Annotated in this window: 23 protein-coding genes; 17 read left to right on the top strand and 6 right to left on the bottom strand. The window is 64.7% G+C overall.

Features of this window, described 5'->3' with window-relative positions; all coding sequences use genetic code 11:
* Nucleotides 1–53: 53 nt before the first annotated feature.
* The 12 genes from ACYJ11_RS07845 (at nucleotide 54) to ACYJ11_RS07790 (ending at nucleotide 11,349) form a co-directional block, all read left to right on the top strand.
* Nucleotides 54–887 (top strand): class I SAM-dependent methyltransferase, encoded by an 834-nt coding sequence (locus tag ACYJ11_RS07845; RefSeq protein ID WP_461647347.1) that lies wholly within the window; start codon nucleotides 54–56, stop codon nucleotides 885–887.
* A gap of 154 nt (nucleotides 888–1,041) precedes the next feature.
* Nucleotides 1,042–1,971, top strand: a complete 930-nt coding sequence (lipA, locus tag ACYJ11_RS07840) for a lipoyl synthase (protein ID WP_461647346.1) — start codon at nucleotides 1,042–1,044, stop codon at nucleotides 1,969–1,971.
* 172 nt (nucleotides 1,972–2,143) lie between these two features.
* On the top strand, nucleotides 2,144–3,250 hold the full coding sequence (gene pdhA, locus ACYJ11_RS07835) for a pyruvate dehydrogenase (acetyl-transferring) E1 component subunit alpha (protein WP_461647345.1): 1,107 nt from the start codon (nucleotides 2,144–2,146) through the stop codon (nucleotides 3,248–3,250).
* Nucleotides 3,247–4,245 (top strand): alpha-ketoacid dehydrogenase subunit beta, encoded by a 999-nt coding sequence (locus ACYJ11_RS07830; protein ID WP_188976064.1) that lies wholly within the window; start codon nucleotides 3,247–3,249, stop codon nucleotides 4,243–4,245. Before pdhA ends, ACYJ11_RS07830 begins: the two co-directional genes overlap by 4 nt.
* A 3-nt stretch (nucleotides 4,246–4,248) precedes the next feature.
* Nucleotides 4,249–5,895, top strand: coding sequence for a dihydrolipoamide acetyltransferase family protein (locus tag ACYJ11_RS07825; RefSeq protein WP_461647344.1), 1,647 nt, complete (start codon nucleotides 4,249–4,251; stop codon nucleotides 5,893–5,895).
* A gap of 145 nt (nucleotides 5,896–6,040) precedes the next feature.
* Nucleotides 6,041–6,349, top strand: a complete 309-nt coding sequence (locus ACYJ11_RS07820) for a hypothetical protein (RefSeq protein ID WP_461647383.1) — start codon at nucleotides 6,041–6,043, stop codon at nucleotides 6,347–6,349.
* Between the two features lie 39 nt (nucleotides 6,350–6,388).
* A complete protein-coding gene (gene lpdA / locus ACYJ11_RS07815) occupies nucleotides 6,389–7,807 on the top strand; it encodes a dihydrolipoyl dehydrogenase (protein ID WP_461647343.1) in 1,419 nt (472 codons plus the stop codon).
* A 142-nt stretch (nucleotides 7,808–7,949) separates the two neighbouring features.
* Complete coding sequence (locus ACYJ11_RS07810) at nucleotides 7,950–8,579, top strand: hypothetical protein (protein ID WP_461647342.1); 630 nt, start codon at nucleotides 7,950–7,952, stop codon at nucleotides 8,577–8,579.
* Between the two features lie 85 nt (nucleotides 8,580–8,664).
* On the top strand, nucleotides 8,665–9,504 hold the full coding sequence (locus tag ACYJ11_RS07805; protein WP_461647341.1) for an aldo/keto reductase: 840 nt from the start codon (nucleotides 8,665–8,667) through the stop codon (nucleotides 9,502–9,504).
* A gap of 104 nt (nucleotides 9,505–9,608) precedes the next feature.
* Nucleotides 9,609–10,424, top strand: coding sequence for a prephenate dehydratase (pheA, locus tag ACYJ11_RS07800; protein WP_461647340.1), 816 nt, complete (start codon nucleotides 9,609–9,611; stop codon nucleotides 10,422–10,424).
* Nucleotides 10,425–10,486: 62 nt separating this feature from the next.
* On the top strand, nucleotides 10,487–10,894 hold the full coding sequence (locus tag ACYJ11_RS07795) for an Hsp20/alpha crystallin family protein (protein WP_461647339.1): 408 nt from the start codon (nucleotides 10,487–10,489) through the stop codon (nucleotides 10,892–10,894).
* Between the two features lie 2 nt (nucleotides 10,895–10,896).
* The gene (locus tag ACYJ11_RS07790) at nucleotides 10,897–11,349 is read left to right on the top strand and encodes a peroxiredoxin (protein WP_461647338.1); all 453 of its coding nucleotides are present in this window, start codon (nucleotides 10,897–10,899) and stop codon (nucleotides 11,347–11,349) included.
* Nucleotides 11,350–11,381: 32 nt separating this feature from the next.
* Here the strand turns inward: ACYJ11_RS07790 and leuS are convergent, their stop codons facing one another.
* Together leuS and ACYJ11_RS07780 are read right to left on the bottom strand one after the other, a co-directional pair.
* Nucleotides 11,382–14,069 (bottom strand): leucine--tRNA ligase, encoded by a 2,688-nt coding sequence (leuS, locus tag ACYJ11_RS07785; protein ID WP_461647337.1) that lies wholly within the window; start codon nucleotides 14,067–14,069, stop codon nucleotides 11,382–11,384.
* 153 nt (nucleotides 14,070–14,222) lie between these two features.
* Nucleotides 14,223–15,614, bottom strand: coding sequence for a sensor histidine kinase (locus ACYJ11_RS07780; protein ID WP_461647336.1), 1,392 nt, complete (start codon nucleotides 15,612–15,614; stop codon nucleotides 14,223–14,225).
* A gap of 145 nt (nucleotides 15,615–15,759) precedes the next feature.
* On the opposite strand from ACYJ11_RS07780, the gene ACYJ11_RS07775 reads away from it, so the two are divergent.
* The 3 genes from ACYJ11_RS07775 to ACYJ11_RS07765 are packed head-to-tail and all read left to right on the top strand — an operon-like array spanning nucleotide 15,760 to nucleotide 16,377.
* Entirely contained in the window at nucleotides 15,760–15,945 is a 186-nt protein-coding gene (locus ACYJ11_RS07775) for a hypothetical protein (protein WP_461647335.1), read from the top strand.
* Nucleotides 15,945–16,112 (top strand): hypothetical protein, encoded by a 168-nt coding sequence (locus tag ACYJ11_RS07770; protein ID WP_005536532.1) that lies wholly within the window; start codon nucleotides 15,945–15,947, stop codon nucleotides 16,110–16,112. Before ACYJ11_RS07775 ends, ACYJ11_RS07770 begins: the two co-directional genes overlap by 1 nt.
* 43 nt (nucleotides 16,113–16,155) lie before the next feature.
* On the top strand, nucleotides 16,156–16,377 hold the full coding sequence (locus ACYJ11_RS07765) for a DUF7535 family protein (protein WP_461647334.1): 222 nt from the start codon (nucleotides 16,156–16,158) through the stop codon (nucleotides 16,375–16,377).
* Here the strand turns inward: ACYJ11_RS07765 and ACYJ11_RS07760 are convergent, their stop codons facing one another.
* Nucleotides 16,378–17,373 (bottom strand): ornithine cyclodeaminase family protein, encoded by a 996-nt coding sequence (locus ACYJ11_RS07760; RefSeq protein WP_461647333.1) that lies wholly within the window; start codon nucleotides 17,371–17,373, stop codon nucleotides 16,378–16,380.
* Between the two features lie 76 nt (nucleotides 17,374–17,449).
* Between ACYJ11_RS07760 and ACYJ11_RS07755 the strand changes: the two genes are divergently transcribed.
* A complete protein-coding gene (locus ACYJ11_RS07755) occupies nucleotides 17,450–18,313 on the top strand; it encodes a hypothetical protein (protein ID WP_461647332.1) in 864 nt (287 codons plus the stop codon).
* Nucleotides 18,314–18,777: 464 nt separating this feature from the next.
* Here the strand turns inward: ACYJ11_RS07755 and thsB are convergent, their stop codons facing one another.
* Nucleotides 18,778–20,457, bottom strand: a complete 1,680-nt coding sequence (gene thsB, locus ACYJ11_RS07750) for a thermosome subunit beta (protein ID WP_461647331.1) — start codon at nucleotides 20,455–20,457, stop codon at nucleotides 18,778–18,780.
* 174 nt (nucleotides 20,458–20,631) lie between these two features.
* Entirely contained in the window at nucleotides 20,632–21,021 is a 390-nt protein-coding gene (locus ACYJ11_RS07745) for a DUF7383 domain-containing protein (protein ID WP_188852210.1), read from the bottom strand.
* Nucleotides 21,022–21,138: 117 nt separating this feature from the next.
* Here ACYJ11_RS07745 and mutS point away from each other — a divergent pair, with 117 nt between their 5' ends.
* Nucleotides 21,139–23,949 (top strand): DNA mismatch repair protein MutS, encoded by a 2,811-nt coding sequence (gene mutS, locus ACYJ11_RS07740; RefSeq protein WP_461647330.1) that lies wholly within the window; start codon nucleotides 21,139–21,141, stop codon nucleotides 23,947–23,949.
* A 9-nt stretch (nucleotides 23,950–23,958) separates the two neighbouring features.
* On the opposite strand, the gene ACYJ11_RS07735 is transcribed toward mutS, so the two are convergent.
* A complete protein-coding gene (locus ACYJ11_RS07735) occupies nucleotides 23,959–24,675 on the bottom strand; it encodes a helix-turn-helix domain-containing protein (protein ID WP_188976034.1) in 717 nt (238 codons plus the stop codon).
* Nucleotides 24,676–24,760 lie beyond the last annotated feature (85 nt).

Raw genomic sequence — 24,760 nt, 5'->3', positions numbered from 1 at the left:
GCATCCCACACGGCTGCCCAAAAATTAACTCAGCCGGCTGATAGTGCGCAGGTATGCCTATCAGCGACCCCGAGAGCTATTACGACGAGAACGACGAGAGCGAGTGGGACCGCCTGACAGCCACGCTACACGGGCAGTTGGAGTGGTCGGGGACCGTTGCACAGCTCGAAGCAAACCTCCCCGACGCGGGACACGTCCTCGACGTGGGCGGCGGTGCTGGTCGGTACGCTGTCTGGCTGGCCGAACAGGGGTACGACGTCACACTCGTCGATCCCAGCGAGGGTCAGCGAGCTATCGCACAGGAAAAAGTCGCCGAGCACGGGTACGAAGGACGAGTGGCCGTCGAGGCGGGCGACGTACGCAATCTCGGGTTTGACCGGGACGTATTCGACGCGACGCTGTGTCTGGGTGGGCCGCTGTCACATGTACTCGACGCTGACGAACGGACGGCCGCTGTGCGGGAGCTTCACCGGGTGACAAAAGCCGAAAGTCCGGTGTTCGCCTCCGTCATGGGGCGGCTCAACTGGCTGGTGCTCTCGCTGGTCGGCAGGTCGGAACACCTCGTCAACGCGGACGAACTCGCCGAAACGGGCGATTACGACCGTTCGTTCGTGGCGCAACTCGATCACAATGCGGCGTTCACCGAGACCCATTTTTTCCGCGCCGACGAGTTCGAGGCACTGCTGGAGGCGGGCGGGATAACCGTCGAGACGCTGGTCGGACTGGAGGGGCTGGCGTCAGTACTCGCCGCTCCATCGCTCCGAGAGACCGCTGCCGAACTGTCAGCACACGAGCGGGCCGGTGTTCAGGCGCTCGTAGACGAACTCCGGACGGACCGAACGGTCGTGGATATGTCCGCACATATGCTTGCGGTCTGTCGTGCCTGAGGTGGGCACGCGGGCAGTAGCGGAGACATCCTTGAGTACGCAGGTGGCAGTCGTTTCGGCTGGGCCGTCTGACCGCCCGATTGTCCTTCCACACGGGTGTGACAGAGGACAGGACCCCCGCACGTTTTTGACCGACCCAACCTAACTCCCGGTAATGAGTCGTTCGCGCAAGCCTGACTGGCTGAAGATGCGGCCACCGTCGGGCGAGCGGTTCACCGATATCAAGCAGACGCTCCGGGATCGAAACCTCAACACGGTCTGTGAGGAAGCCAACTGCCCCAACCTCGGGGAGTGCTGGAGCGGACGCGACGGACCGGGGACGGCCACGTTCATGCTGATGGGCGACCGCTGTTCGCGGGGCTGTAACTTCTGTGACGTGGAGACGGGCGGGATGGACCCGCTGGACTCCGACGAGCCACAGCAGGTGGCCGACGCCGTCGCGGAGATCGGACTGGACTACGTGGTGCTGACCAGCGTCGACCGCGACGACCTGCCCGACCAAGGTGCAGGTCACTTCGCGGAGACGATACGGGCCATCAAAGAGCGTGACCCATCAATCCTCGTCGAGTGTCTCATCCCCGATTTTCAGGGTGAGCCGTACCTCGTCCGGAAAATCATCGACGCCGACCCGGACGTCATCGCCCACAACATCGAGACGGTCGACCGGCTCCAGTGGCCGGTCCGGGACCGCCGGGCGGGCTACGAGCAGTCCCTCTCGGTGCTTCGGCAGGTCAACCGCGAAAGCGACTGCTACAGCAAGACCAGCCTGATGCTGGGTGTCGGCGAGTACGCCCACGAGGTGTACCAGACGCTGTCGGATCTCCGGCAGGCCGGCGTCGACGTGGTGACGTTCGGCCAGTACCTCCAGCCCTCCCGCTCGCATCTGGAGGTCTCGGAGTACGTCCATCCGGACGCCTTCGACACCTGGCAGCGGGTCGCCGAGGAGGAGTTCGACTTCCTGTACTGTGCCTCGGGTCCGATGGTCCGGTCGTCCTACCGCGCCGGCGAACTGTTCGTTGAGAGCGTCCTGCGCGAGGGGCGAAGTGCCGACGAGGCGCGGGCAGAAGTGCGTGCGAACGACTGATACATCGGAGTTATCACTGATAAATTGGGTAGAATTAAAACCGGCTTAGCGCCGCTAAAACATCTATATGCTCAGTAATACCCACGTCGGATATATTTTTCAGCGCCGCGAAAGCTCTAAAGGTAGTGCGAGTGAACAGTCGTCGTATGCCACTTCGAGGGAGGCGGTTTCTATGAGTGTCCTCCAGCGCGACCCAGCGGACAAGGTACAGATTCTCGATGAAGACGGGACAGTGGTCGACGGCGCAACGATACCGGACCTCTCGGACGACGAACTGGTGGAGATGTACCGGTATCTCAAACTCGGCCGGCACTTCGACCAGCGGGCGGTGAGTTTGCAACGACAGGGCCGGATGGGGACCTACCCCCCGATGTCGGGACAGGAGGCCTCGCAGGTCGGCAGCGCCTACGCGCTGCGAGACGGTGACTGGGCGTTCCCGAGCTACCGGGAACATCTCGCGATGTACGTCAAGGGATGGCCCCTGTCGGACGACCTGTTGTACTGGATGGGGTCCGAAGCGGGTAATTCGCCGCCAGAAGACGTCCAAGCATTCTCGTTTGCGGTCCCGATTGCAACACAGATTCCACACGCGACCGGGGCCGCGTGGGCATCGAAACTCAAGGGCGATGACACCGCTGCCCTCGTGTACTTCGGTGACGGCGCGACCTCGGAGGGCGACTTTCACGAGGGACTGAACTTCGCGGGCGTGTTCGACGTGCCAGCGGTGTTTTTCTGTAACAACAATCAGTGGGCGATCTCAGTACCACGGGAGCGCCAGACGGCCAGCGAGACGCTCGCCCAGAAGGCTAACGCCTACGGCTTCGACGGCGTCCAGGTCGACGGAATGGACCCGCTGGCGGTGTATCAGGTGACCCGCGAGGCCGTCGACAAGGCACACGACCCACCAGAGGGTGAACTCCGCCCGACGATGATCGAAGCGGTGCAGTACCGCTTTGGCGCACATACGACTGCTGACGACCCATCGGTGTACCGCGACGACAGCGAAGTCGAGCGCTGGAAGCAAAAAGACCCAATCCCGCGGATGGAGGCATTCCTCCGGGACCAGGGCCTGCTCGACGACGAGCGGGTCGACGCCATCGACGAATCGGTTCAGGACGAGGTAGCCACGGCCATCGACGAGGCTGAGGCGACCGAGCGGCCGAAACCGGAGGAGATGTTCGCGGACGTGTACGCGGAGATGCCACAGCGACTCGAACAGCAACTGGACTACCTCGAAGACCTATGCGAGCGACACGGCGACGAGGTGCTACTGGAATGAGTACACAGGACGCAGACACACAAAATTTGACGCTCGTACAGGCCGTCCGTGACGGGCTCTACGGCGAGATGGAGCGGAACGAAGATGTGGTCGTGATGGGTGAAGACGTCGGGAAAAACGGCGGCGTCTTCCGGGCGACACAGGGGCTCCACGAGGAGTTTGGTGACGACCGGGTCATCGACACGCCGCTCGCGGAGGCCGGCATCGTCGGGACAGCCATCGGCATGGCCGCCTACGGGCTCCGGCCGGTGCCGGAGATGCAGTTCTCCGGGTTCATGTACCCCGCATTCGACCAGATTGTCAGTCACGCCGCCCGGCTTCGGAACAGGAGCCGCGGCCGATACAACTGCCCGCTGACTGTTCGCGCACCATACGGCGGCGGCATCCGTGCGCCGGAACACCACTCCGAGTCCAAGGAGGCGTTTTACGTCCACGAGGCGGGATTGAAGGTTGTCGTCCCGTCGACGCCAAAGGAGACGAAGGGGCTGTTGACGGCGGCTATCCGCGACCCGGACCCCGTTATCTTCCTCGAACCGAAGCTCATCTATCGATCGTTCCGCGAGGAGGTTCCCGACGACCCATACACGGTCGAGTTGGGTGAAGCGAAGACCCGCCGTGAAGGAAGCGACGTGTCCGTGTTCACCTGGGGTGCGATGACCCGGCCGACGGTCGAGGCTGCCGAGGAACTGGCCGAGGAGGGCATCGACGCCGAGGTGATCGACCTGCGAACGCTGTCGCCGATGGACACCGACGCCATCGTCGAGTCGTTCAAGAAGACCGGGCGAGCGACCGTCGTTCACGAAGCGCCCAAAACCGGCGGGCTGGCCGGCGAGATTATCGCCACCATTCAGGAGGAGGTTCTGCTGTATCAGGAGGCCCCCGTTACCCGAGTGACGGGCTTCGACGTGCCCTACCCGCTGTACGCGTTAGAGGACTACTACCTCCCAGAACCCGCCCGCATCAAAGACGGTATTAGAGAAGCAGTGGAGTTCTGACGCATGTTCGAATTCAATCTCCCAGACCTCGGTGAAGGGGTCGCAGAGGGTGAGGTGCTCACCTGGCGTGTCTCGCCGGGCGACACCGTCACCGAGGATCAGGTCCTCGCGGAGGTGGAAACCGACAAGGCCGCCGTCGACGTCCCGTCGCCGGTCAACGGCGTCGTACGGGAACTGCACGCTGAAGTCGGCGAGATGGTACAGACCGGCGAGGTACTCATCACCATCGAGGAAGAAGGCGACGCCGAAGCGGCTGACGCGGCGGCGGACAGTACGGACGAAGCCGAGTCGGCGGGAGGCGACACAGCGCAGTCCGATAGCGATGCGGACAAAGCCACAGCAGCCGCGACATCAGAACAGTCGGAGGCGAGCACAAGCACGGCCGACGGCCGTGTGTTCGCCTCGCCGAGCGTACGCCGACTCGCCCGTGAAGAGGGGGTCGACATCGCGGCCGTCGACGGGAGCGGACCGGGCGGCCGCGTCACCGAAGGAGATGTCGAGGCGGCCACAGCGTCAGCCGGCGAGACGGCTGACAGTGACGACGGCCCCACATCTGTCGTTTCGAAGGCGTCCGACGACGGGGACAGTCCGACTGCAGCGGTTTCACAGGGCGACGACGCGGGCGACACAGACGACGGAACCGCTGTCAAGTCAGCCGTCAGGAGCGTCTCCGGGGACGGACAGGAAGCCGCCAGTCGCGACCAGACGCTGGCGACACCGGCTACCAGAAAGGCCGCCCGCGAACTCGACGTGAACATCGACGCTGTCCCGACCGACCAGACGCGGGACGGCCAGCCATACGTCGACGAGTCGGCCGTTCGGACGTACGCGGAGGCCCAGCAGGCCGCGCAGGCGGCCGATGCCGAAGCCGTCAGCGCCGGAGGTGGTGCAGTGGGAACGACAGCCGAAGCGGGCGGCACTGGGGCCGAAGCGACGGCCGTCGAGACAGGCGACGGCGAGCGCCGCGAACCGTACCGTGGCGTCCGTCGGTCCATCGGTGAGCAGATGGCTCGTTCCCGGCGAGAGGTGCCCCACGCAACCCACCACGACCAAGTCGTCGTGTCCGGTCTCGTCGAGGCCCGTGAGCGACTCGCGCCACTGGCCGAGGAGCGCGATGTGACGCTGACGTACACACCGTTTGTGGTGAAATGCGTTGCCGCGGCGCTGGACCAGCACCCGGTTCTCAACACGGCGCTGGACACCGAAAACGAGGAAATCGTCTACAGAGACGCCCACAACATCGGCGTGGCGGCAGCGACAGACCACGGGCTTGTCGTCCCGGTCGTCAACGACATAGACGGGAAGGGTCTGGTCGAGCTCGCCGACGAGATTAACGACCTTGTCGGACGAGCCAGAGAGCGGGACATCGAGCGATCGGAGATGCAGGGCGGGACGTTCACCGTCACGAACTTCGGGGCCATCGGCGGCGAGTACGCCAGTCCGATCATCAACGTCCCCGAGACGGCGATTCTCGGGATCGGGGCGCTGAAAGAGCGGCCGGTGGCCGAAGACGGCGAAGTCGTCGCAAAACCCACGCTCCCGCTCTCGCTGGCAATCGACCACCGCGTCATCGACGGGGCCGACGCCGCGCGCTTCGTCAACACGCTCAAGGAATATCTAGCGGACCCGACGCGACTCCTGCTGGAGTAACTGTTCGGGTTCACAATCGAAACCGAAACAGGTCACTGGAACGACAGGGTTGGTGATGCCCTCCACGAGAGACACATGGATCTGGTACGGATTAGCCGCGCTGTTCGTCCTGCCGCCGGGGTGTATGGCTCTCTCCCGGCTGTCAATGGAACTGTTCGTGTCGTCAGCATCGGCCGGAGAGGGGAGTCTCGGAACGTTCCTCGGCGCGTTTGCCCTGACTGTCCTCGCCAGTTGGGCGGGTGTGCTGTTCAGCCTGCTTCTCACGGTCGGGCTCTTTCTCGACAGTCGACAGCTCCGGCGGACCGACGGGGACTGGACCCCGACACCGCTGTATGCGGTTGCCGGCATCGTCCACGCCGTGGGGACGACACTGCTCGCGGCGTTTGCGGTGTCGGTGCCGGTCATCGGGTACTACCTGTACCGGCGGCGGAGGCGAGAGACGACAGCAAACTGAAGGGCGATAGCTTTTCACGGACCCGGACGAGGCACCGCTATGGTCGTCGGAGATGTCACTACGGGAACGGAACTGCTTGTTATCGGCGGCGGTCCGGGCGGCTACGTCGCCGCGATCCGGGGCGCGCAACTAGGGCTGGATACGACGCTCGTCGAACGGGACGCCTACGGCGGGACTTGTCTGAACCACGGCTGTATCCCCTCGAAAGCACTCATCTCAGCCTCGGACGTCGCTCACGACGCCCGGCAGGCCGAGTCGATGGGCGTATTCGCGGACCCGGCCGTCGACATGGCCGGGATGACAGAGTGGAAAGACGGCGTCGTCACACGGCTGACACGGGGCGTCGAATCGCTGTGTAAGAACGCCGGCGTCAATCTGGTGGAGGGGACCGCCGAGTTCGTCGACGACGGGACGGTCCGGGTCGCCCACGGCGGCGAGGGACAGGGCTCGGAATCGCTGTCGTTCGAACACGCCGTCGTCGCCACGGGGAGCCGACCGATGACGGTCCCGGACTTCGAGTTCGACGGCGAACACATCCTCTCTTCGAAGGACGCGCTCGCGCTCGAATCGGTCCCCGAGAAGCTGCTCGTCGTCGGCGCGGGCTACATCGGCATGGAGCTCTCGACGGTGTTCGCGAAACTTGGCGCGGAGGTCACCGTCGTCGAGATGCTTGATGACGTGTTGCCCGGCTACGAGGACGACATCGCAGCGGTCGTCCGCGACCGCGCCGAGGAGCTGGGCATCGATTTCAACTTCGGCGAGGCGGCCGACGACTGGAAGGAGACGGACGAGGGCATTCGCGTCCAGACCGTCGATGAGGACGATACGGTCACCGAGTACAACGCCGAGAAGTGTCTCGTCGCGGTCGGGCGCGAACCGGTCACAGAGACGCTCGGGCTGGAGAACATCGACCTCCAGACGGACGAGAACGGCGTCATTCCGACCGACGACCAGTGCCGAACGGCCTTCGAGTCGGTGTTCGCAGTCGGCGACGTTGCCGGCGAACCGATGCTGGCCCACAAGGCGATGGCCGAGGGCGAGGTCGCTGCGAGAGCCGCCGCCGGCGAACCGGCCGCGTTCGATCATCAGGCGATTCCCGCCGCGGTGTTCACCGACCCCGAAATCGCGACCGTCGGAATGACTGAGAGCGAGGCCGAGGCGGCAGGCTTCGAGCCGGTCATCGGACAGATGCCGATACGGGCCAACGGCCGTGCACTCACTGTCAACGAGAAAGAAGGATTCGTCCGCGTCGTCGCCGACGCCGACGAGGAGTTCCTGCTCGGGGCACAGATCGTCGGCCCGGAAGCGTCGGAGCTTATCGCCGAACTCGGGCTGGGTATCGAGATGGGCGCGCGTCTTGAGGACATCGCCGGGACGATCCACACGCACCCGACGCTTTCCGAGGCAGTCCACGAGGCGGCCGCGGCGGCACGCGGCGAAGCGGTTCACACGCGCTGAGAACGCGCCAGGCTGGTTCGCAAAGGCCCAGATTAAAAACAACTCTGTGGGCGTTTACTGTCAGAGCGGCAGAGTTTTGCGCCGTGCAAAAGGGTTATATGATGGATTGAGTAAACTGTCGGTGAATAGGAACCGGTAAGATATGTCTACTGATCCACAGCCCGACGATACCATCGCCCAGGCGATCATTTCGGGGTCGACGTACGAGCGACTCCGCTACGAACGCCACTCGTATCTCAGACAGACCGTCCCGCGAACGCTCGCGCTCCAGAGCGCCCTGCTTGGTGCGCTGGCGCTGTTACTACCGATCTACGGTCTGTATCCGGACAGCACCGCGGCGTTTTTGCCATCGATCGACCCCGCCATCGCCTCGCCGAAAGTGCTGTTACTCGGACTGTTCGGCGGAGCCTTGCAGTTGTTCGGTGCGACGTTGCTCGTCGGGTCAGTCCTCTACCGGGTCCGGCTCGCCCCGCTGACCGAGCGACAGGCGCACGCGGCGCTCAACGCCGAGGACTTCGCCCGCTACGTCGGTCTCGGAACCGGCGGCCTGGCAATCGTGCTCTCGCTTTGCCTGTTCGCCGTGGGTCTGGGCGGCGGTGACGCAGTGTCCGCATACGTCGCGTTCACGGGTCGGAACCCGTTCGTCGACTCCGGGTTCGGCCTGTCGGTCGGGGCCGTGTCGCTGTTCGCCTTCGTCGCCAGCGTGACAGTTTTTTACGCCTCGCGATATCTCCTCGTTCACCTCGCGCTGTTCCACCGCAACAGCGAGTGAGCGGTCACCGTGGGGTATCGAACCGGTTGCGGTGACGACCTGAGTCGGCGGGGCTGTTTTCAGGCGTGCGGTCAACCGTGTTTATATGGTCACAAACGAGAGTGATACGTTCGATATCGGTGGGGAACTCACAGTCCGCCGGCTCGGCTTCGGCGCGATGCGGCTCACCGGCGAAGATATCATCGGCGAACCGGACGACGAGGCACACGCTCACAGCGTGCTGGAGCGAGCGGTCGAACTCGGCGTGGATTTCATCGATACGGCGGACTCGTACGGCCCGGGTGTCTCGGAGCGGCTCATCGGCGAGGCGCTCGATACCGAACGTGAGGACCTCGTCATCGCGACGAAAGGTGGTCTGCTCCGCAACACCGACGCTGACTGGCTGGCCCACGGCGACCCGGACTATCTGCGCAACGCCCAGTTGTGCTCGCGGGACCGCCTGCGGATGGACCCCATCGACCTGTACCAGCACCACCGGCCAGACCCCGACACGCCGTTCGAGGACTCGATTCACGCGCTCGCCGAGATGAAAGACGAGGGGCTGATCCGCCACGTCGGCGTCTCGAACGTCTCCGTCGACCAACTGGACCGGGCCCGCGACATCGTCGACATCGCGACTGTCCAGAACCAGTACAACGTCGCCCACCGCGACGACGAGGACGTGCTGGAAGCCTGCGAGAACTACGGTATTGGGTTCATTCCGTGGTTCCCGCTCGGCGCTGGCGACCTCGGCGACATCGACGGCATCGAGGAGATAGCGCAGCGCCACGACGCCACGCCGTACCAGATCGCGCTGGCGTGGCTACTGGGGCACTCGGACGTGACACTCCCGATTCCCGGCACAAGCAGCCTCGACCATCTTGAACAGAACGTCGCCGCGAGCGCCATCGACCTCACTGCCGAGGAACTCGCCCAGTTGTCCTGAAAGCGGCAGACGCCACCGGCATGGCGTCCGACGACCGCGACTGCGGCGGGACAGCGCTTGCCGATGACCACGGTTCTTTTGGTTCCTACCGCTGTACCCCGGGTATGACCACTGTTACCCTGGGTCCTGAGGGGACCTACTCCCACCGCGCCGCACAGGCAGTCACCGACGACGAGATCTCCTTCTCCGAGTCAGTGACCGCCATCGTCGAGGCCGTCGCCGACGGCGAGGCCGAACGTGGCGTGGTCCCCGTCGAGAACAGCATCGAAGGCTCCGTCACGGAATCGCTCGACGCCTTCGCGGAGTACGACGTTGCCGTCGTCGAGGAGATCATCACGCCGATCCGCCACGCCCTGCTCGCACAGGACGACTCATTCTCGCTGGTGGCCAGCCACGCCCAGGCGCTGGCTCAGTGTCGCGGCTGGCTCGACGAGCACTACCCCGGCGTCAATGTCGAGGCGGTCGCATCGACGGCCCGCGGCGTCGAGCGCGCCCGCGGTGACGCTGATATCGCCGCTATCGGCCACCCAGAGAACGCGACCAACGGCACCGAACTGAAAGTGCTCGCAGAGGACATTCAGGACCGGTCGTCGAACGCCACCCGCTTCGTCGTCGTCGCCCCCAAAAGCGAGCGCAGCGAGGCCGGCGGCAAGAGTTCCTTCATTGTCTACCCCGACGTCGACTACCCCGGGCTGTTGCTCGAACTGCTGCAGCCGTTCGCCGACCGCGACATCAACCTCACCCGCGTCGAATCCCGGCCCAGCGGCGAGCGGCTGGGGGACTACGTCTTCCACATCGACATCTCGGCCGGCCTCTACGAGCAGCGCACGCAGGAGGCCCTCGCTGATATCGAGGACATCGCCGGGAAGGGGTGGGTCCGCCGACTGGGATCGTACGACTCCAGGACAGTTGTCAACTGAGCCGGCGGGACACCGCCGGCCCCGATTCAAGCGTTAAGTCCCGGGCCTGTGTACCCCCACGTATGTCTGATCACGATCCGTTCAGCGAGATCGAGCGCGCGTTCGATATGCTGGGAGAGCAGTTCGGCGTCGACATGGGCGCTGTCCCGGTCGACATCGTCGACGAGGGCGACACCTTTGTCGTTCACGCGGACCTGCCCGGCTACGACAGCGAGGACATCGACGTCCAACTCGTCGAGGACCGGAAGCTCACAATCAGCGCCACGTCGAGCCAGGAGCGGGAATCGACCGACGGCCAGTACATCCAGCGCGAGCGTCGGCAGCAGTCGCTGAGCCGGTCGGTCCGCCTCCCCGAGGCCGTCGACGAAGCGGAGACCACCGCGAGCTACGACAACGGCGTCCTCACGGTACGGCTGTCGAAGGTCGTCCACAGCGAGGACGACGACGGGACGGATATCCCCGTCAACTGACGATGGTACTTGAACCCGGTACCGACGTGCCGACGATCAGAGCGACGAACCAACACGGCGACGCGGTCCAGCCGGGGTTTGAGGAGCCGACGGTGCTGTACTTCTATCCGGCGGACGACACCCCAGGCTGTACAATGGAGGCGGAACAGTTCGATGAGTACACACAGCAGTTCCAAGACGCCGGCGTCTCGGTGTACGGGGTCTCGACCGACGGCGTGGAGAGCCACCGCGACTTCGCCGAAGCGAACGGCCTCAGCTTCGACCTGTTGGCCGACCCCGAGGGACGGCTATGCGAGGCGTTCGACGTGCCGCTCGTCGACGGACGGAGCCAGCGGACGACGTACGTCATCGCGAAGGAACGTGTCGTCGCCGTCTACGAGCGGGTCGGCCCCGACGGCCACGCGGCGAGCGTCTTCGAGGACCTCGTCGATACTGGGCTGGTCAGCGCCGAGTAGGCCGCAGCAGGCGAAAATCGGACGACTGCGAGCTATTCTTCGATGTCGATGGCCGGGCGGCCGGGACCGGCTTTGCCGACGAGGTCGGGGTCTGCTTCCTCAGGACCCTGAACGATCACGTCAGCGCCGAACTCGCGTTCGACGAGCCACGCGGCCCGTTCGAGTGCCGCCTGCTCACGCTCGGGCGGCAGTTGCTCGTCCAGCGATTGCGCGCGGCCGGCCAGTTCCTTGGCGAAGTCCGCGGCCGCCTCGCCCTGCTCGCGCAGTTCCTCATCCTGCATGACGGTCCCGACGACGTTACCGTTGGCGTTCCGGGCGAGGTCGAGGACGCGGTGCTTCCACTGGGGTGCGACCGCGAGCGTGATCGTCTGCGGGTCCTCGATACCGACCGTCTCGACGATGTCGCGGATGTCCTCGCGGGTGTTCTCGACCAGCTGACGCTCCATCTCGTAGTCGTCGGGGGCTTCGGCGGCCGGCCACTCGGCCTCGGCGATGAGGTCGTCGTGGCCCAGTTCGGCCCACATCTCCTCGGCGGCGTGGGGGGCGACCGGAGCGAGCAGTTTCGCTGCCGTCGCCAGCCCGCGCTCGAAGGTGTCGGCGTCAGGGGTGGTCGCCTCCTGATACCGGCGCAGCAGCGACACCAGTTCACGCACGGCCTGCAACGCATGGTTGAACCGGAAGTCTTCGAACTCCGCCGTCGCGTTCGTTGCGGTGGCGTCGATTTCGCGGGCGACGTACTCCGCGATGTCGTCCCCGTTCTCAGGGTCAGCGTCAGTTCCTGTCTCCCCGTCGGCGTACTCCGAAACCAGCGTGTACACGTTCTGGAGGAAGCTATGGGCGGACTGGACGCCCTCGGGACTCCAGGCGAATTCCTTCTCTGGCTGGGCGGCCTCCATGATGAACAGCCGGGCCGTATCGGCCCCGTATTCTTCGATGATGCGCTGTGGCGAGACACCGTTGCCCAAGCTCTTGGACATCTTGTTGCCGTCCTCGCCCAGCACCATTCCCTGGTTCGTGAGGTTCGTGAAGGGCTCGCGGACGCCGTCGACCATGTCGAGGTCGTCCAGCACTTTCGTGAAGAAGCGGGCGTACAGCAAGTGCATCACGGCGTGTTCGATGCCGCCGACGTACTGGTCGACCGGCATCCAGTCGCTGGCCCGCTCGGCGTCGAAGGGGGCCTCCTCCATCTCCGGCGAGGTGTACCGCATGAAGTACCACGAGGAGTCGACGAAGGTGTCCATCGTGTCCGTCTCCCGCACCGCGTCGGCCCCGCAGTCGGGGCAGGTCGTCTGCTTCCATTCCTCGGCGGCGTCGAGTGGATTCCCGGTAGTGTGGACGAACTCCGGCAGTTCGACCGGGAGGTCCTCGTCGGGGACCTCGACGTAGCCACAGTCGTCGCAGTGAATCATCGGAATCGGCGTGCCCCAGTAGCGCTGACGGGAGATACCCCAGTCCCGGAGGTTGTATTCCGTCCTGTGTTCGCCGTCGAACTCCTCGACGAAGCGGTCGCGGGCTTCGGCGCTCTCCAGTCCGTCGAACTCGCCGCTGTTGACCAGCACGCCGTCCTCCGAATACGCTGCCTCCTGCACGTCGATGTCCTCGGGGTCAGCGTCGGCGTCTTCGGTCGGTTCGACGACCTGCACGATATCGATGTCGTGGGCCTCCGCAAACTCATGATCGCGCTCGTCGTGGGCCGGCACGGCGTACAGCGCGCCGGTCCCCACGTCGGTCAGCACGTAGTCGGCGACGTAGACAGGGATCTCTTCGCCGGTGGCAGGATTGGTCGCGTACTCGCCGGTGAACACGCCGGAGGTCACGTCCAGTTCGTCCTCGTCGGCTTCCTCGGCCATCTCGATGTACTCGGCGACTTCGTCGTTATCCTCGGCGATCTCCTGCGCGACGGGATGGCCGGGGGCCAGCGAGAAGAAGGTCGCTCCGTGGATGGTGTCCAGACGGGTCGTGAAGATGTCGACCTCGCCGTGGTCGCCGACCTCGAAGGCGACGCTCGCGCCCTCCTGTTTGCCGATCCAGTTGCGCTGCATCTCCCGGACGTTGTTCGGCCAGCCGTCGAGGTCGTCAAGCGATTCCAGCAGTTCCTCGGCGTAGTCGGTGATGGTGAAGAACCACTGGTCCATCTCACGGGCCTCGATGGGCGTGTCACAGCGCCAGCAGAGCTCCTCCTCGCCCTCGACCTGCTCGTCCGCGAGGACGGTCTCACAGGAGGGACACCAGTTCAGCTCGGCGGCCTGGCGCTCGACGAGCCCTTCCTCGCGGAACTGCTTGAACAGCCACTGGTTCCACTGGTAGTACTCCGGCTCACAGGTCGCGAGTTCGCGGTCCCAGTCGTAGCCAAAGCCCATCTCCGTGAGCTGGTCGCGCATCGAGTCGATGCACTGCATCGTCCAGTCCCGCGGGTTGGTGTCCCGTTCCTCAGCGGCGTTCTCGGCGGGCAGACCGAAGGAGTCCCAGCCCATCGGGTGGAGGACGCTCTCGCCGCGCATCCGCTCGAAGCGGGCGTAGGCGTCCGTGATAGTGTAGTTCCGGACATGGCCCATGTGGAGGCTTCCGGACGTGTAGGGGAACATCGCCAGGACGTACTCCGGGTCGGTCTCGTCGTCGTCGATCCGGAACACGTCGGCCTCGTCCCACGTGCGCTGCCACCGGGGCTCGATCTCCGTGTGATCGAACCCCCGCTCGCGTTCCTCACCGGTCGTGGTCATGATATCGGAACATCCGGCAGCGACCGTGCTATACCTTTCCCTTCGGGAGGCTATCAGGGTCCGCCACACGAGCGCACAGGCCGAGCGGGTGTGAATCCGGGGAACTGGCTTACCACAGAGCGGTACCGTCGCCGCAGGTCGACCAGCCGCCCGCTATCCGGGACAGTCGACGTTTCTGATGTCGAATCGAGCGCCGCCCGACTCGCTCTCCGACATCGAGATCGTCCAGCCCTGATCCGCGGCGACCCGGCGAGCGACGTAGAGTCCGAATCCGGTGTTCTCCGGGACGGCGGTGTGGCCCGCGTCGAACACACGCTCAGGCGGCTCGACATCGATTCCTGGGCCGTCATCGGCAACGAAGAAGCCGTCGGCCGTCGTGCCGACGGTGACGGTGACCGACGGTCCGGCGTGTTCGAGCGCGTTCTGGAACAGGATCTGGAGCAACAGCCCGGCGGACTCCTGATCGGCGACAATACGGGTGTCCCCGTCGAACGTCAGGCACGCCTCGCTGTCGGCGAGCGTGTCCCACACCTCCCGACTGAGACGGGAGAGCCAGACGTGTTTTCGCTTCGGAATCTGTTCGATCTCGTCGTGCTGGATAGACCCACTCGGGTCGCTCGTGGAGAGTTCGACCACGGTATCGATAATCGCAGAGATCTGTGAGAGCGACTCCTCGATGTCGGCGGTCGGCCCGTCGCAGTCGGCCAGCTCTTCGAGTCGCCCGTAGGCGATCTGGAGTTCGTTTCGGAGCTCGTGAGACGCCACGAGTGCGACTTTCACCATCCGTTCGTTCTGGCGGCGAAACGCGTGCTCGCGGAGCTTTCGTTCGGTGATATCCTGCGTGTGTCCGACGATTCCCCGAACGTCCCCGTCGGAATCGTACCACGGCATCTTGCGGGTGCGGACGTACGACGCGTCGAGATCGAGGAATTCCTCTACTTCGATCTGATCCGTTTCTTCCTCGATGACGTCCATTTCATCACGCAGGGCCGCTTTCGCGTGCTCATCAGCCAGTTCCGGAACTTCGACGTCGGTGAGGCCGAGTCGGTCGGTCGGCTCGTTGAACCCCCGGCCCAACAGGACGTGTCGAGCCTGCTCGTCTTTCGCGTACAGGTGATCCGGTATCTCGTTGAACAGGGAGAGCAACAGCGTCTCCATCGGGGACGGTGGCCGTCCGGCGACAGTCGGCGGCTCGGCGTCGAGGCTGTCCCGAACAGCCTCGGCGACGGCGTCTTCGAGATGTGCCGACGGCTCAACGGCCGTCACGTCGAGGGCATCCGGGACCGCCGCCGGGTCTTCGCCTACGACGATCACCGGTAGGTCGGGAAACAGCTTCCTGACGCCGTACGCGATATCGGTTCCCGACTGGTCGTCGACTGTTTCGGGCAGAACAAGCGCATGGAACGCCGAATGGGTGAGCGTGTCAAAGAGGGCCGTGAGATCCGACAGTTGTGTGATCGACGCCGGCGTCTCGGCGAGGGCGGATTCGAGAGCCGCTGTATCCAGCCCGTCGGTCGTGACGACTAAAACAGGTTTGCTACCCATGGTGCGTTCCCGGTAAGCGTACTGTTGCGTGTGGCGGATTGTCACTGTTTCGGGCGTGTCGAACCGGCAGCGTCGCCGGGACGCCGTCCGAGAGAGCGGCACCCCACACAAGATTTTTGCCGGACTCGCCAAGTGTCAGGGATGTATGGTACACTGCCCTGATTGTGAGGCCTCGCTCGAAACGGCCGACGACATCGATTTCGTCGAAGTGGACGCCGTCACCGGCTTCATCAAAGCCTCCAAGCGCTTTTACACCGCCAACTGCGCAGCCTGTGGTGTGACTATCGGTAGCGGCGTCGCCGGCGCGAAGTCCAACGGAGGTGCGGCCTGATGGTTCACTGTCCCGAATGCGATGCGGAGATGAACGCCCAGGAGGACGTGGAGTTCCTCGATATGGAGTCGACGACGGGCTTCTTTACGGCCTCGAAACGGTTCTACCTCGTTGCCTGTGACAACTGCGGGGCTGCCATCGGCAGCGGCGTCGCCGGTGCCATGTAGCCGCCGGGCCTAGGCTTATACACGTCTCAATGCAAGATAAGGTATGGCAAAATCACCTGACGACGACACGAAGGACAGCGGACGACTGCCGGCACCACTCCGGTCGGTCACGCCGGGGACCGGTAGCCGTCGCAACGAGGAGATGGACGTGTTCGGCTGGGGGATGCTCCTCGGCCTGCTCGTCCTATTGATGCCGCTCCTGCCGTTTATCGTCATCGTCTGGGGCATCTCGAAAGTGACCGATATGCTCACGCCCTCATCGTAATCAGGTCGTATCGGTATCGACGAGCGAGAACGTCGTCCCGTCACCGTCGGCATTCGCGTTCTCATAGACGACGTGTGCAGTCGCCACGTCTTGAATCGCCAGTCCCGTCGAGTCGAAGAGCGTGATGCTGTCGTCGTCGGTCCGTCCCGAGAGCGTGCCCGCGACGATGTCGCCGAGTTCCCCGTGAAGGTCGGCATCGGTCAGGACTCCCTCGCCCCACGGGACGTTGATCTCGCCGGAGTGAGTACACTGCTCGTAGTTGTCGATGACGAGTTTCGCGTCGAGCAGCGTGCGTTCGTCGTGTTCCTGCTTGCCGGCAGCGTCGGCCCCGATGGCGTTGATGTGTGTGCGTTCGCCAAGCCACTCCCGGTCCACGATGGGGGACTCGACGGGCGTAATCGTCGACAGCACGTCACAGCCGGCAGCGTCCTCGATGGTACCCGCCCGCACGTCAAATCGGTCAGTGAACGTGTCGACGAACGCCTGCTGTTTCTCCGTGTCCCGGTCGGCGACGACCACCGTCTCGATATCCCGGACCGACGAAATGGCCGCCAGTTGCGTGTAGGCCTGCGTGCCGGCCCCGACCAGACCAAGTGAGTCTGCATCGGCGACGGCGAGGTGGTCGGTGGCGACGGCGGCCGCCGCCCCGGTCCGCAGGCGCGTCAGGACGGTGCCGTCCATCACGGCCAGCGGGAACGCCGTCTCGGGGTCCGAGTAGATGAGCGTCCCGAGGACGGTCGGCAGGTCGTGATCCCGGGGGTTGTCCAGATGGACGTTGACCCACTTGATCGCGGCGGCGTCCCACGTCTCAGCGTTGACGTAGGCCGGCATCGACCTGAAGTCGCCGTTGTACTGCGGCAGGTCGATGTAGGACTTGGCCGGCATGATGGTGTTCCCCCTAGCATCGGCGGCGAAGGCCGCGGCGACCGCGTCGATAACTGCCGGCATCGTCGCGTGGTCCTCGACCGCGTCCGCGCCGAGAAGCAGCGTCTGCATATGGTATGTTGACACTCGACGATATTTAGCCCTCCGCCGTCACAGGGGTTATGTCGCCACACAGCCAGTCACGAGTATGCGTCGCCGGGCGGCGATTGCCGTGCTCTGTCTCTGTCTGCTGAGCGCCGGGTGTGCCGGGCTGTTCGGAGACGACACGGCCGCCAGGGAGACGGTGACACCAGCACCGGTCCCGACTGCAGATGCACCGACATCTCCAGCACAGCGTGCCCCGGGCGTCGTCGGCGACCGCGTCGTCAACGCTACCGCGCTCGGCCGCGCCCACGTCAACCAGCTCTCGAACACCTCCTACCGAGTCCACCACACCAGGACCGTCATGAACGGCAGCGGCCTGCACAAGCGCGTCCGGACCCATGCCAGTATCAGCGCTGGCTACGAGTCGTACACAGCCACCCGAACGATATCCGGACAGCGTGTGACACCGCGTGAGATCCACAGTACCTGGCGGGACGGCCGTGCGCTCAGACGGACAACGGTTAACGGGTCGACATCAGCGGAGGTGGTCGCGGACAGTCGTGGTATCGGTGGCCCGCCGCGCTCACCTCGGGCCGCACTGTTCTTCGAACCCACGTTCAATGGGCGTCTCATAGCCTTGTTTTCCGCCACCAACATCACGTCTATCCGCCCCGGCGACGAAGTCATCAAGCAACTGTACGGGGTTTCGCTGTATCGCATCAAGGGAACCGGGTCGACCGACGACAGCGCGATTGCCACCCGCCCTGTCGACCGTGTGACCAACGCCTCCTTCTCGGCAACCGTGACGCCGAGCGGCATCGTCCGGAGCTACGCGCTCCAGTACACGATCAACAACGGAACAGATACCCGCCGAGTAACCGAGATCCTCCGCTACAGTGACCTCGGGACGACAGACGTGGTGTTCGACGACCGACGCCGTCAAAACCGAACAACACAGCCCGACTGATGCGAGCGACGGCTGGACGCTGTCGAAGTGTCCAAAACGGAGAGCGGTCCCCACCCGCTGTCACCAGTCCGTCCCACCAAACGGACCGGGACAGTCGATACTTCGCAGTAAGATACCTAACTGTGTCTCCAGTTTCACGTCTCGATATCGGCGATGTCACAGCGTCGCCGTAGTTGGAGGCTGACTGTAATCGATGAAACGATCGTCTGCAGGTCGGTTCGAAAGCGACGCACGCCCAGCGGAGTTGCGTGGGCGTTCGTTCAGAAAGTCTGCTTTTGCTCAACTACGGTGCTCGCGGGTCACTTCGTCGTCGGGCGGCGGTGCCGCCCGACTGCCTGCGGGACCTTCGGTCCCGCTCTGTTCCCCGCTCGCAGTAACGAGGTTCTTCGCGTTGCTCAGAACCTCGCGGTTCGCGGCTTTCGCCGCTCGCTATTCGAGGGCCCTCACTTCGTTCGGCCCCTCGCTTACATCATGCCGCCCATGCCGCCACCCATGCCGCCCATACCGCCAGGAGCGCCACCGGGGCCGCCGGGGCCGCCTTCGTCGCCGCCGGAGGTCGAGAGCTCGCCGGCAGCGATGATGTCGTCGATCTTGAGGACTAGGTTCGCGGCCTCTGCAGCCGAGGAGATCGCCTGTCGCTTGGCGTGTGCTGGCTCGACAACGCCGGTGTCGAGCGTGTTCTCGACGTCACCTGAGAAGACGTTCAGGCCGGCGCTGACATCGCCGTCCTCGTGGGCGGCGCGCAGGTCGACCAGCGTGTCGATGCTGTCGAGACCGGCGTTCTCGGCGAGCGTGCGCGGGATAATCTCCAGCGCGTCGGCGAAGGACTCGATAGCGAGCTGTTCGCGGCCTTCGACGCTGTCGGCGTAGTCGCGGAGCCGGCGGGCGACTTCGACTTCGGGTGCGCCGCCGCCGCCGAGGACGCTGCCGTTGGCGACGGTGGACGCGACGACGTCCAGCGCGTCTGTGACACCGCGTTCGAGTTCGTCGACGACGTGGTCGGTCGAGCCACGGAGCAGGAGCGTGACGCCGTGGGCACCGTCGCTGCTGCCTTCGACGTAGAACAGACCTTCGGCGTCGTCGCGGGTGACGGAGCCGTGACCCAGGTCTTCCGCGGTCGCCGAGTCGAGGTCGGAGACGATGCGGGCACCCAGAACCTCTTTGAGGAACTCGATGTCGGACTTCTTGGCGCGGCGGACGGCCAGAATACCCTTCTCGGCAAGGTAGTGCTGGGCCATGTCGTCGATGCCCTTCTGGCAGAAGACGACGTCAGCGCCGGTATCTGCGATCTGGTCGACCATCTGCTTGAGCTGCTCCTCTTCCTTGTCGAGGAAGTTCTGGAGCTGGCTCGGGTCGTCGACGGAGAGCTGGGCGTCGACTTCGGTCTCGTCGAGTTCGATGGCCGTGTCAACGAGCAGGACGTCGGCGTCGTCGACTTCGGTCGGCATCTCCTCGTGGACCGGGTCCTTGTCGATGACCGCGCCTTCCAGCAGCTCGGAGTTGCCGGCGGAGCTGCCGGTCTGGGTCTCGATGTTGAGGTATTCGAGGTCGGCGACGACGGAGCCGTCGTCGGCCTCGACGGTCACGGCGTTGACCGCGTCGACGATGATCTGGGCGAGCAGCTCCTTGTTGAGCTCCGCGCCCTTGCCCGTCATCGAGGTCTCGGCGACCTTGTTCAGGAGTTCCTCGTCGTCAGGATCGACTTCGGTGGCGATGTCGTCGAGTTCGTCCTTGGCCTGCGTGGCGGCCATGTTGAACCCTTTGATGATCGCCGTCGGGTGGATGTCCTGTTCGAGGAGGTCCTCGGCGTTCTTGAGGAGTTCGCCTGCGATGGCGACGGCGGAGGTGGTACCGTCACCGGCCTCATCTTCTTGTGTCTCGGCAACCTCGACAATCATCGAGGCTGTCGGGTTGTCGATGTCCATCTCCGAGAGGATGGTGACGCCGTCGTTCGTGACGGTGACGTCACCCATCGAGGAGACGAGCATCTTGTCCATCCCCTTCGGGCCGAGCGTCGAGCGTACTGACTCGGCGACCGCGCGAGCGGCCGAGATGTTGTGTTCCTGCGCAGACTTGTCCTTCATCCGCTGGGAGTCCTCTCCCAGGATGATCATCGGCTGGCCCTGCATCTGGCGTTGGCTCATAATCAAGCGAAGATTGTATGTGGTTCTATATAAAAGTAGGGGTTATAGGACGCTCGACGGTCACCTGTTGACGCGGCCAGAACAGGTGAAATCACCCGACTGAAGGAGTACTGACCGGTAGTGATGGTAGCTGTTGGCACGCCACATCAGAACGACGGCGACCTGTTTATATATTCACTCGATTGGTTCCGTCCAGTGGACCGTAACCGACCCAACGACGAATGCGTCCTTCGAATCGGTGTCCCGCCGGAACTGAATCGTGTTCTCTCCGAGGTGCAATTGCTCGGGCGCGATCGTGTCCATCCAGAGCTGCCACCCCTCACCCGGCGCGATGTCGAACCCCGATAGCGGTTCACCGTTGACGACGATTTCGTGGTCGAAATCCTCGACATCGTAGACCTGCATCTCGACGTACGGGTCCGCCGCCGACGAGGTGGGGATATCGAAGGAAACCGGATCGGTCGAATCGCCGGTGTATTCCGCCCACGGAACGTCGAGCGAGTCCGCCGACGGGCCGAGGTGCTGCTGGAACTGACAGAGCGCGTAGTTGGCGCGACGTGACATACAAGCTACGTCTCCCGGGCAGCATAAAAATCAGTGGCCGGTCGCGCTCTACTCCGCGCAATCGCGGCACGGGCAGGAGAGCGGAGCGCCTATGAGTGGCCGGCTGTTGCCTCCGGTATGGACGCTGCGCTTGGCCCGCCCGAGAAGATGGCCGAGCTCGAGGAGGACCTGACGCCGATGATGGCACAGTACTACGAGCTGTGCCGGCAGTACGACGACGCCCTAGTCCTCTTTCAGGTCGGGGACTTCTACGAGGCCTTCTGTGCGGCCGCGAAACGGGTCGCCCGGCTGTGTGAGATCACGCTGACCCAGCGCGAGGACTCGACCGGCGAGTACCCGATGGCCGGCATCCCTATCGACAACGCCGAGTCGTACGTCGAGACGCTGCTGGACGCGGGCTACCGGGTCGCCATCGCCGATCAGGTCGAAGACCCCGACGAGGTCAGCGGCGTGGTCGAACGGGCAGTAACGCGAATCGTCACCCCCGGCACGCTCACGGAGAGCGAACTGCTGGGCGGGGCAGACAACAACTACGTCGCCGCCCTGACCGCCGGCGAGCGGTACGGGCTGGCGCTACTGGATATCTCGACCGGCGACTGCTACGCGACCAGTGTCGGCTCCGAAAGCGCCGTCGCCGACGAACTCAGCCGGTTTGGCCCGGCAGAAGCTATCGTCGGGCCGGACGTCGACGTGGACCGGGACGCCGTCTTCGGGCCGGCCTGTCTGGTGACGCGCTACGACGCGGACGCCTTCGCCCGGGATCGCGCCGAGGACCGCGTGGGGGAGTACTTCGGCCCGCCGGAGCGCCTGCTCGCCGGCGACGCGGAGATCCGGGCCTGTGGCGGCCTGCTGGCCTACGCGGAGTACACTCGGGGCAGCAGCGGCGCAGTCGGCCCGGACGGCGAGCCGGTCGATCCGGACGTGGACCCCGCCGGCACGCTCGACTACCTCAATCACCTCACGCGGTACGACCCGCGGGAGTACATGCTGCTCGACGCCGTGGCCGTCGAGAGCCTCGAACTGTTCGAGCGGCGCTCGGTCCGAGGCCACGAGAACCGCACGCTCGTGGACACGGTCGACGAGACGGCGTGTGCGCTGGGGCGGCGGAAACTGACCGACTGGCTCCGCCGGCCGTTGCTCGACGCGGACCGCATCGAGGCCCGCCACGGCGCGGTCGCGGAACTCCAGCGCGACCCCGCCACCAGAGAGGCGCTCTCGGACCTGCTCGCGGAGGTGTACGACCTCGAACGGCTCATCTCGCGCGTCTCGCGTGGGCGGGCGAACGCTCGTGACCTCCGGTCGCTGGCCGCTACGCTGTCGGTCGTGCCGGACATCCGGGACCACCTCGCCGACGCCGACGCCCGCCTGCTTGCGGACCTGCACGCGACGCTCGATCCGCTGACCGAGACCCGCGAAGAAATTGAGGCGGCGATTCGCCCGGACCCGCCACAGCAAGTGACCGAAGGCGGCGTCGTCCGGGAGGGCTACGACGAGGAACTGGACCGGCTCCGCTCGACCGAGCAGTCCGGCAAGGCGTGGATCAACGAACTGGAAGCGAGCGAACGCGAGCGGACCGGCATCGACTCGCTGAAGGTCGGTCACAACTCCGTTCACGGCTACTACATCGAGGTGACCAACGCCAACCTCGATTCCGTCCCCGAGGACTACCAGCGCCGCCAGACGCTGAAAAACAGCGAGCGCTACTACACGCCGGAGCTCAAGGAGCGCGAAGAGGAGATCCTACGCGCCGAAAGCGCGGCCGACGATCTGGAGTACGACCTGTTCTGTGCCGTCCGGGACGAGGTGGCCGACGAGGCCGAGCGTGTCCAAGCGCTTGCCGACCGCCTCGCCCGTCTCGACGTACTGGTCTCCTTCGCCGAGGTCGCGGCGCAGTACGACTACTGCCGGCCGACCGTCGGCGGCGACGGGATCGACATCACCGCCGGCCGCCACCCGGTCGTTGAGCGGACCGAGGACGCCTTCGTCCCCAACGACACGCATCTGGGGAGCGGTCCGGTTCGGGAAAGCGGCGACTCGGAGCCGGACGAGGGTGACACGGCAACCGACGAACAGGGCGAGGGTGACGCCCCTGACATCCAAGACCCGTTCCTCGCCGTCGTTACGGGACCGAACATGAGCGGGAAGTCGACGTATATGCGGCAGGTCGCACTCATTTGCTTGCTCGCACAGGCGGGCGGCTTCGTTCCCGCGAAGGCGGCCGACCTCCCGATCCTCGACCGCGTGTTTACCCGCGTCGGAGCCAGCGACGACATCGCCGGTGGCCGCTCGACGTTCATGATCGAGATGACCGAGCTGGCAACGATTCTGGACGCGGCAACCGAAGACTCGCTGGTCCTGCTGGACGAGGTCGGCCGCGGCACGTCGACAGCTGACGGGCTTGCTATCGCCCGCGCCGTCACCGAACATCTCCACGACAAGGTCGGCGCGTACACGCTGTTTGCGACCCACCACCACGACCTAACTGCCGTCGCCGCGGCGCTGCCCGGCGCGACCAACCGCCACTTCGAGACCAGCCGCGAGGACGACGACGTGCGCTTCGACCACGAACTCGCACCTGGTCCCGCAGCGGCCTCCTACGGCGTCGAGGTGGCGAGCATGGCCGGTGTTCCCGAATCCGTCGTCGAACGGTCGCGGGGCCTTCTGGTGGATGCCGAGGCGGCTGACTCCGACACGGATTCCGCCGCCACGGAGACGACTGGCCCGACAGGGAACGGAACAGCGTCGGCCTCGACCAGAGAGGGTGGAGCGGACGGCCACACGCAGGAGACGCTTCGGACGAACGGGGCCGCCGTCGAGGAAGAGTTCCCGGAATCAGTGGTACAGCAGTTGGCCTCGCTCGATGTCGCGACGATGACGCCGATAGAAGCGATGAACGCGCTCGCCGATCTACAGGACCGACTCGAATAACAGCAGCAGTCAGCTATCTCCGTCAGCGACCCGTTCCTCGTGCGGGCAGGCGAACATGGTCGCGACGAGTTTCTGTTCGGCAGCCCGCAGATGCTTGTGGAGCGTTGGCTCCGAGATGTCAAGGATTTCAGCCAGGTCCGCGGCCGTCGCCTCGCGGGGCCAGCTGTAGTAGCCCGCTTCGTGGGCCGTCGAGAGAACCTCCTGCTGGCGGTCAGTCAGTGACTCGATGTGGGACGCGTAGTTCTGGAACCCGAACAGCGGGACGATAGACTCACGCTGTTTCTTCGCCGCGAGTTCGGCCTCCGGATGGGCCGTCAGGAACGAATCGATAACCGACCCCGTCTCGATTTGACCCGGGACATCAGCTACGACAGTCCCTTCACCATCGACACTCCGGACGGTCTGTGGTACCGCCCCGACATCCGCAAGCGAGACAACGGGACAGTTATTTCGCACGTCGATTTCGACGAGCCCACCGTCGCTGGTGCGTTCAAGCACCCGCGCCTCACCGCCATTGGCGTCTTCAATGCGCTCGACAAGCCGGCTGGGGCGAGCACCCTCGACTGAAAAAAACTCCGCGTACATGTCGTCCGTCTGCGGAAGGCATTTTTCAAGAATCACTGCACACGATTCGGTTTTAGACACCGACACAAAGGGATACGACCCATCAGAGAGGGCAAACTCCACACGGGTTACCGCCCGGCTGTCGCCAAGCTGTCGGGACATACACAGGTGTAGCCGGCATCCCGTGAAGAATGTTGGCATACATCGTGGTTCGGCGTTTACTATGCTAGCCACACTGAACTTTACA

Source organism: Haloarcula sp. H-GB5, assembly GCF_054850705.1.
The sequence above is the reverse complement of the archived record's forward strand: the minus strand, read 5'-3'. Positions and strand labels throughout refer to the sequence as shown.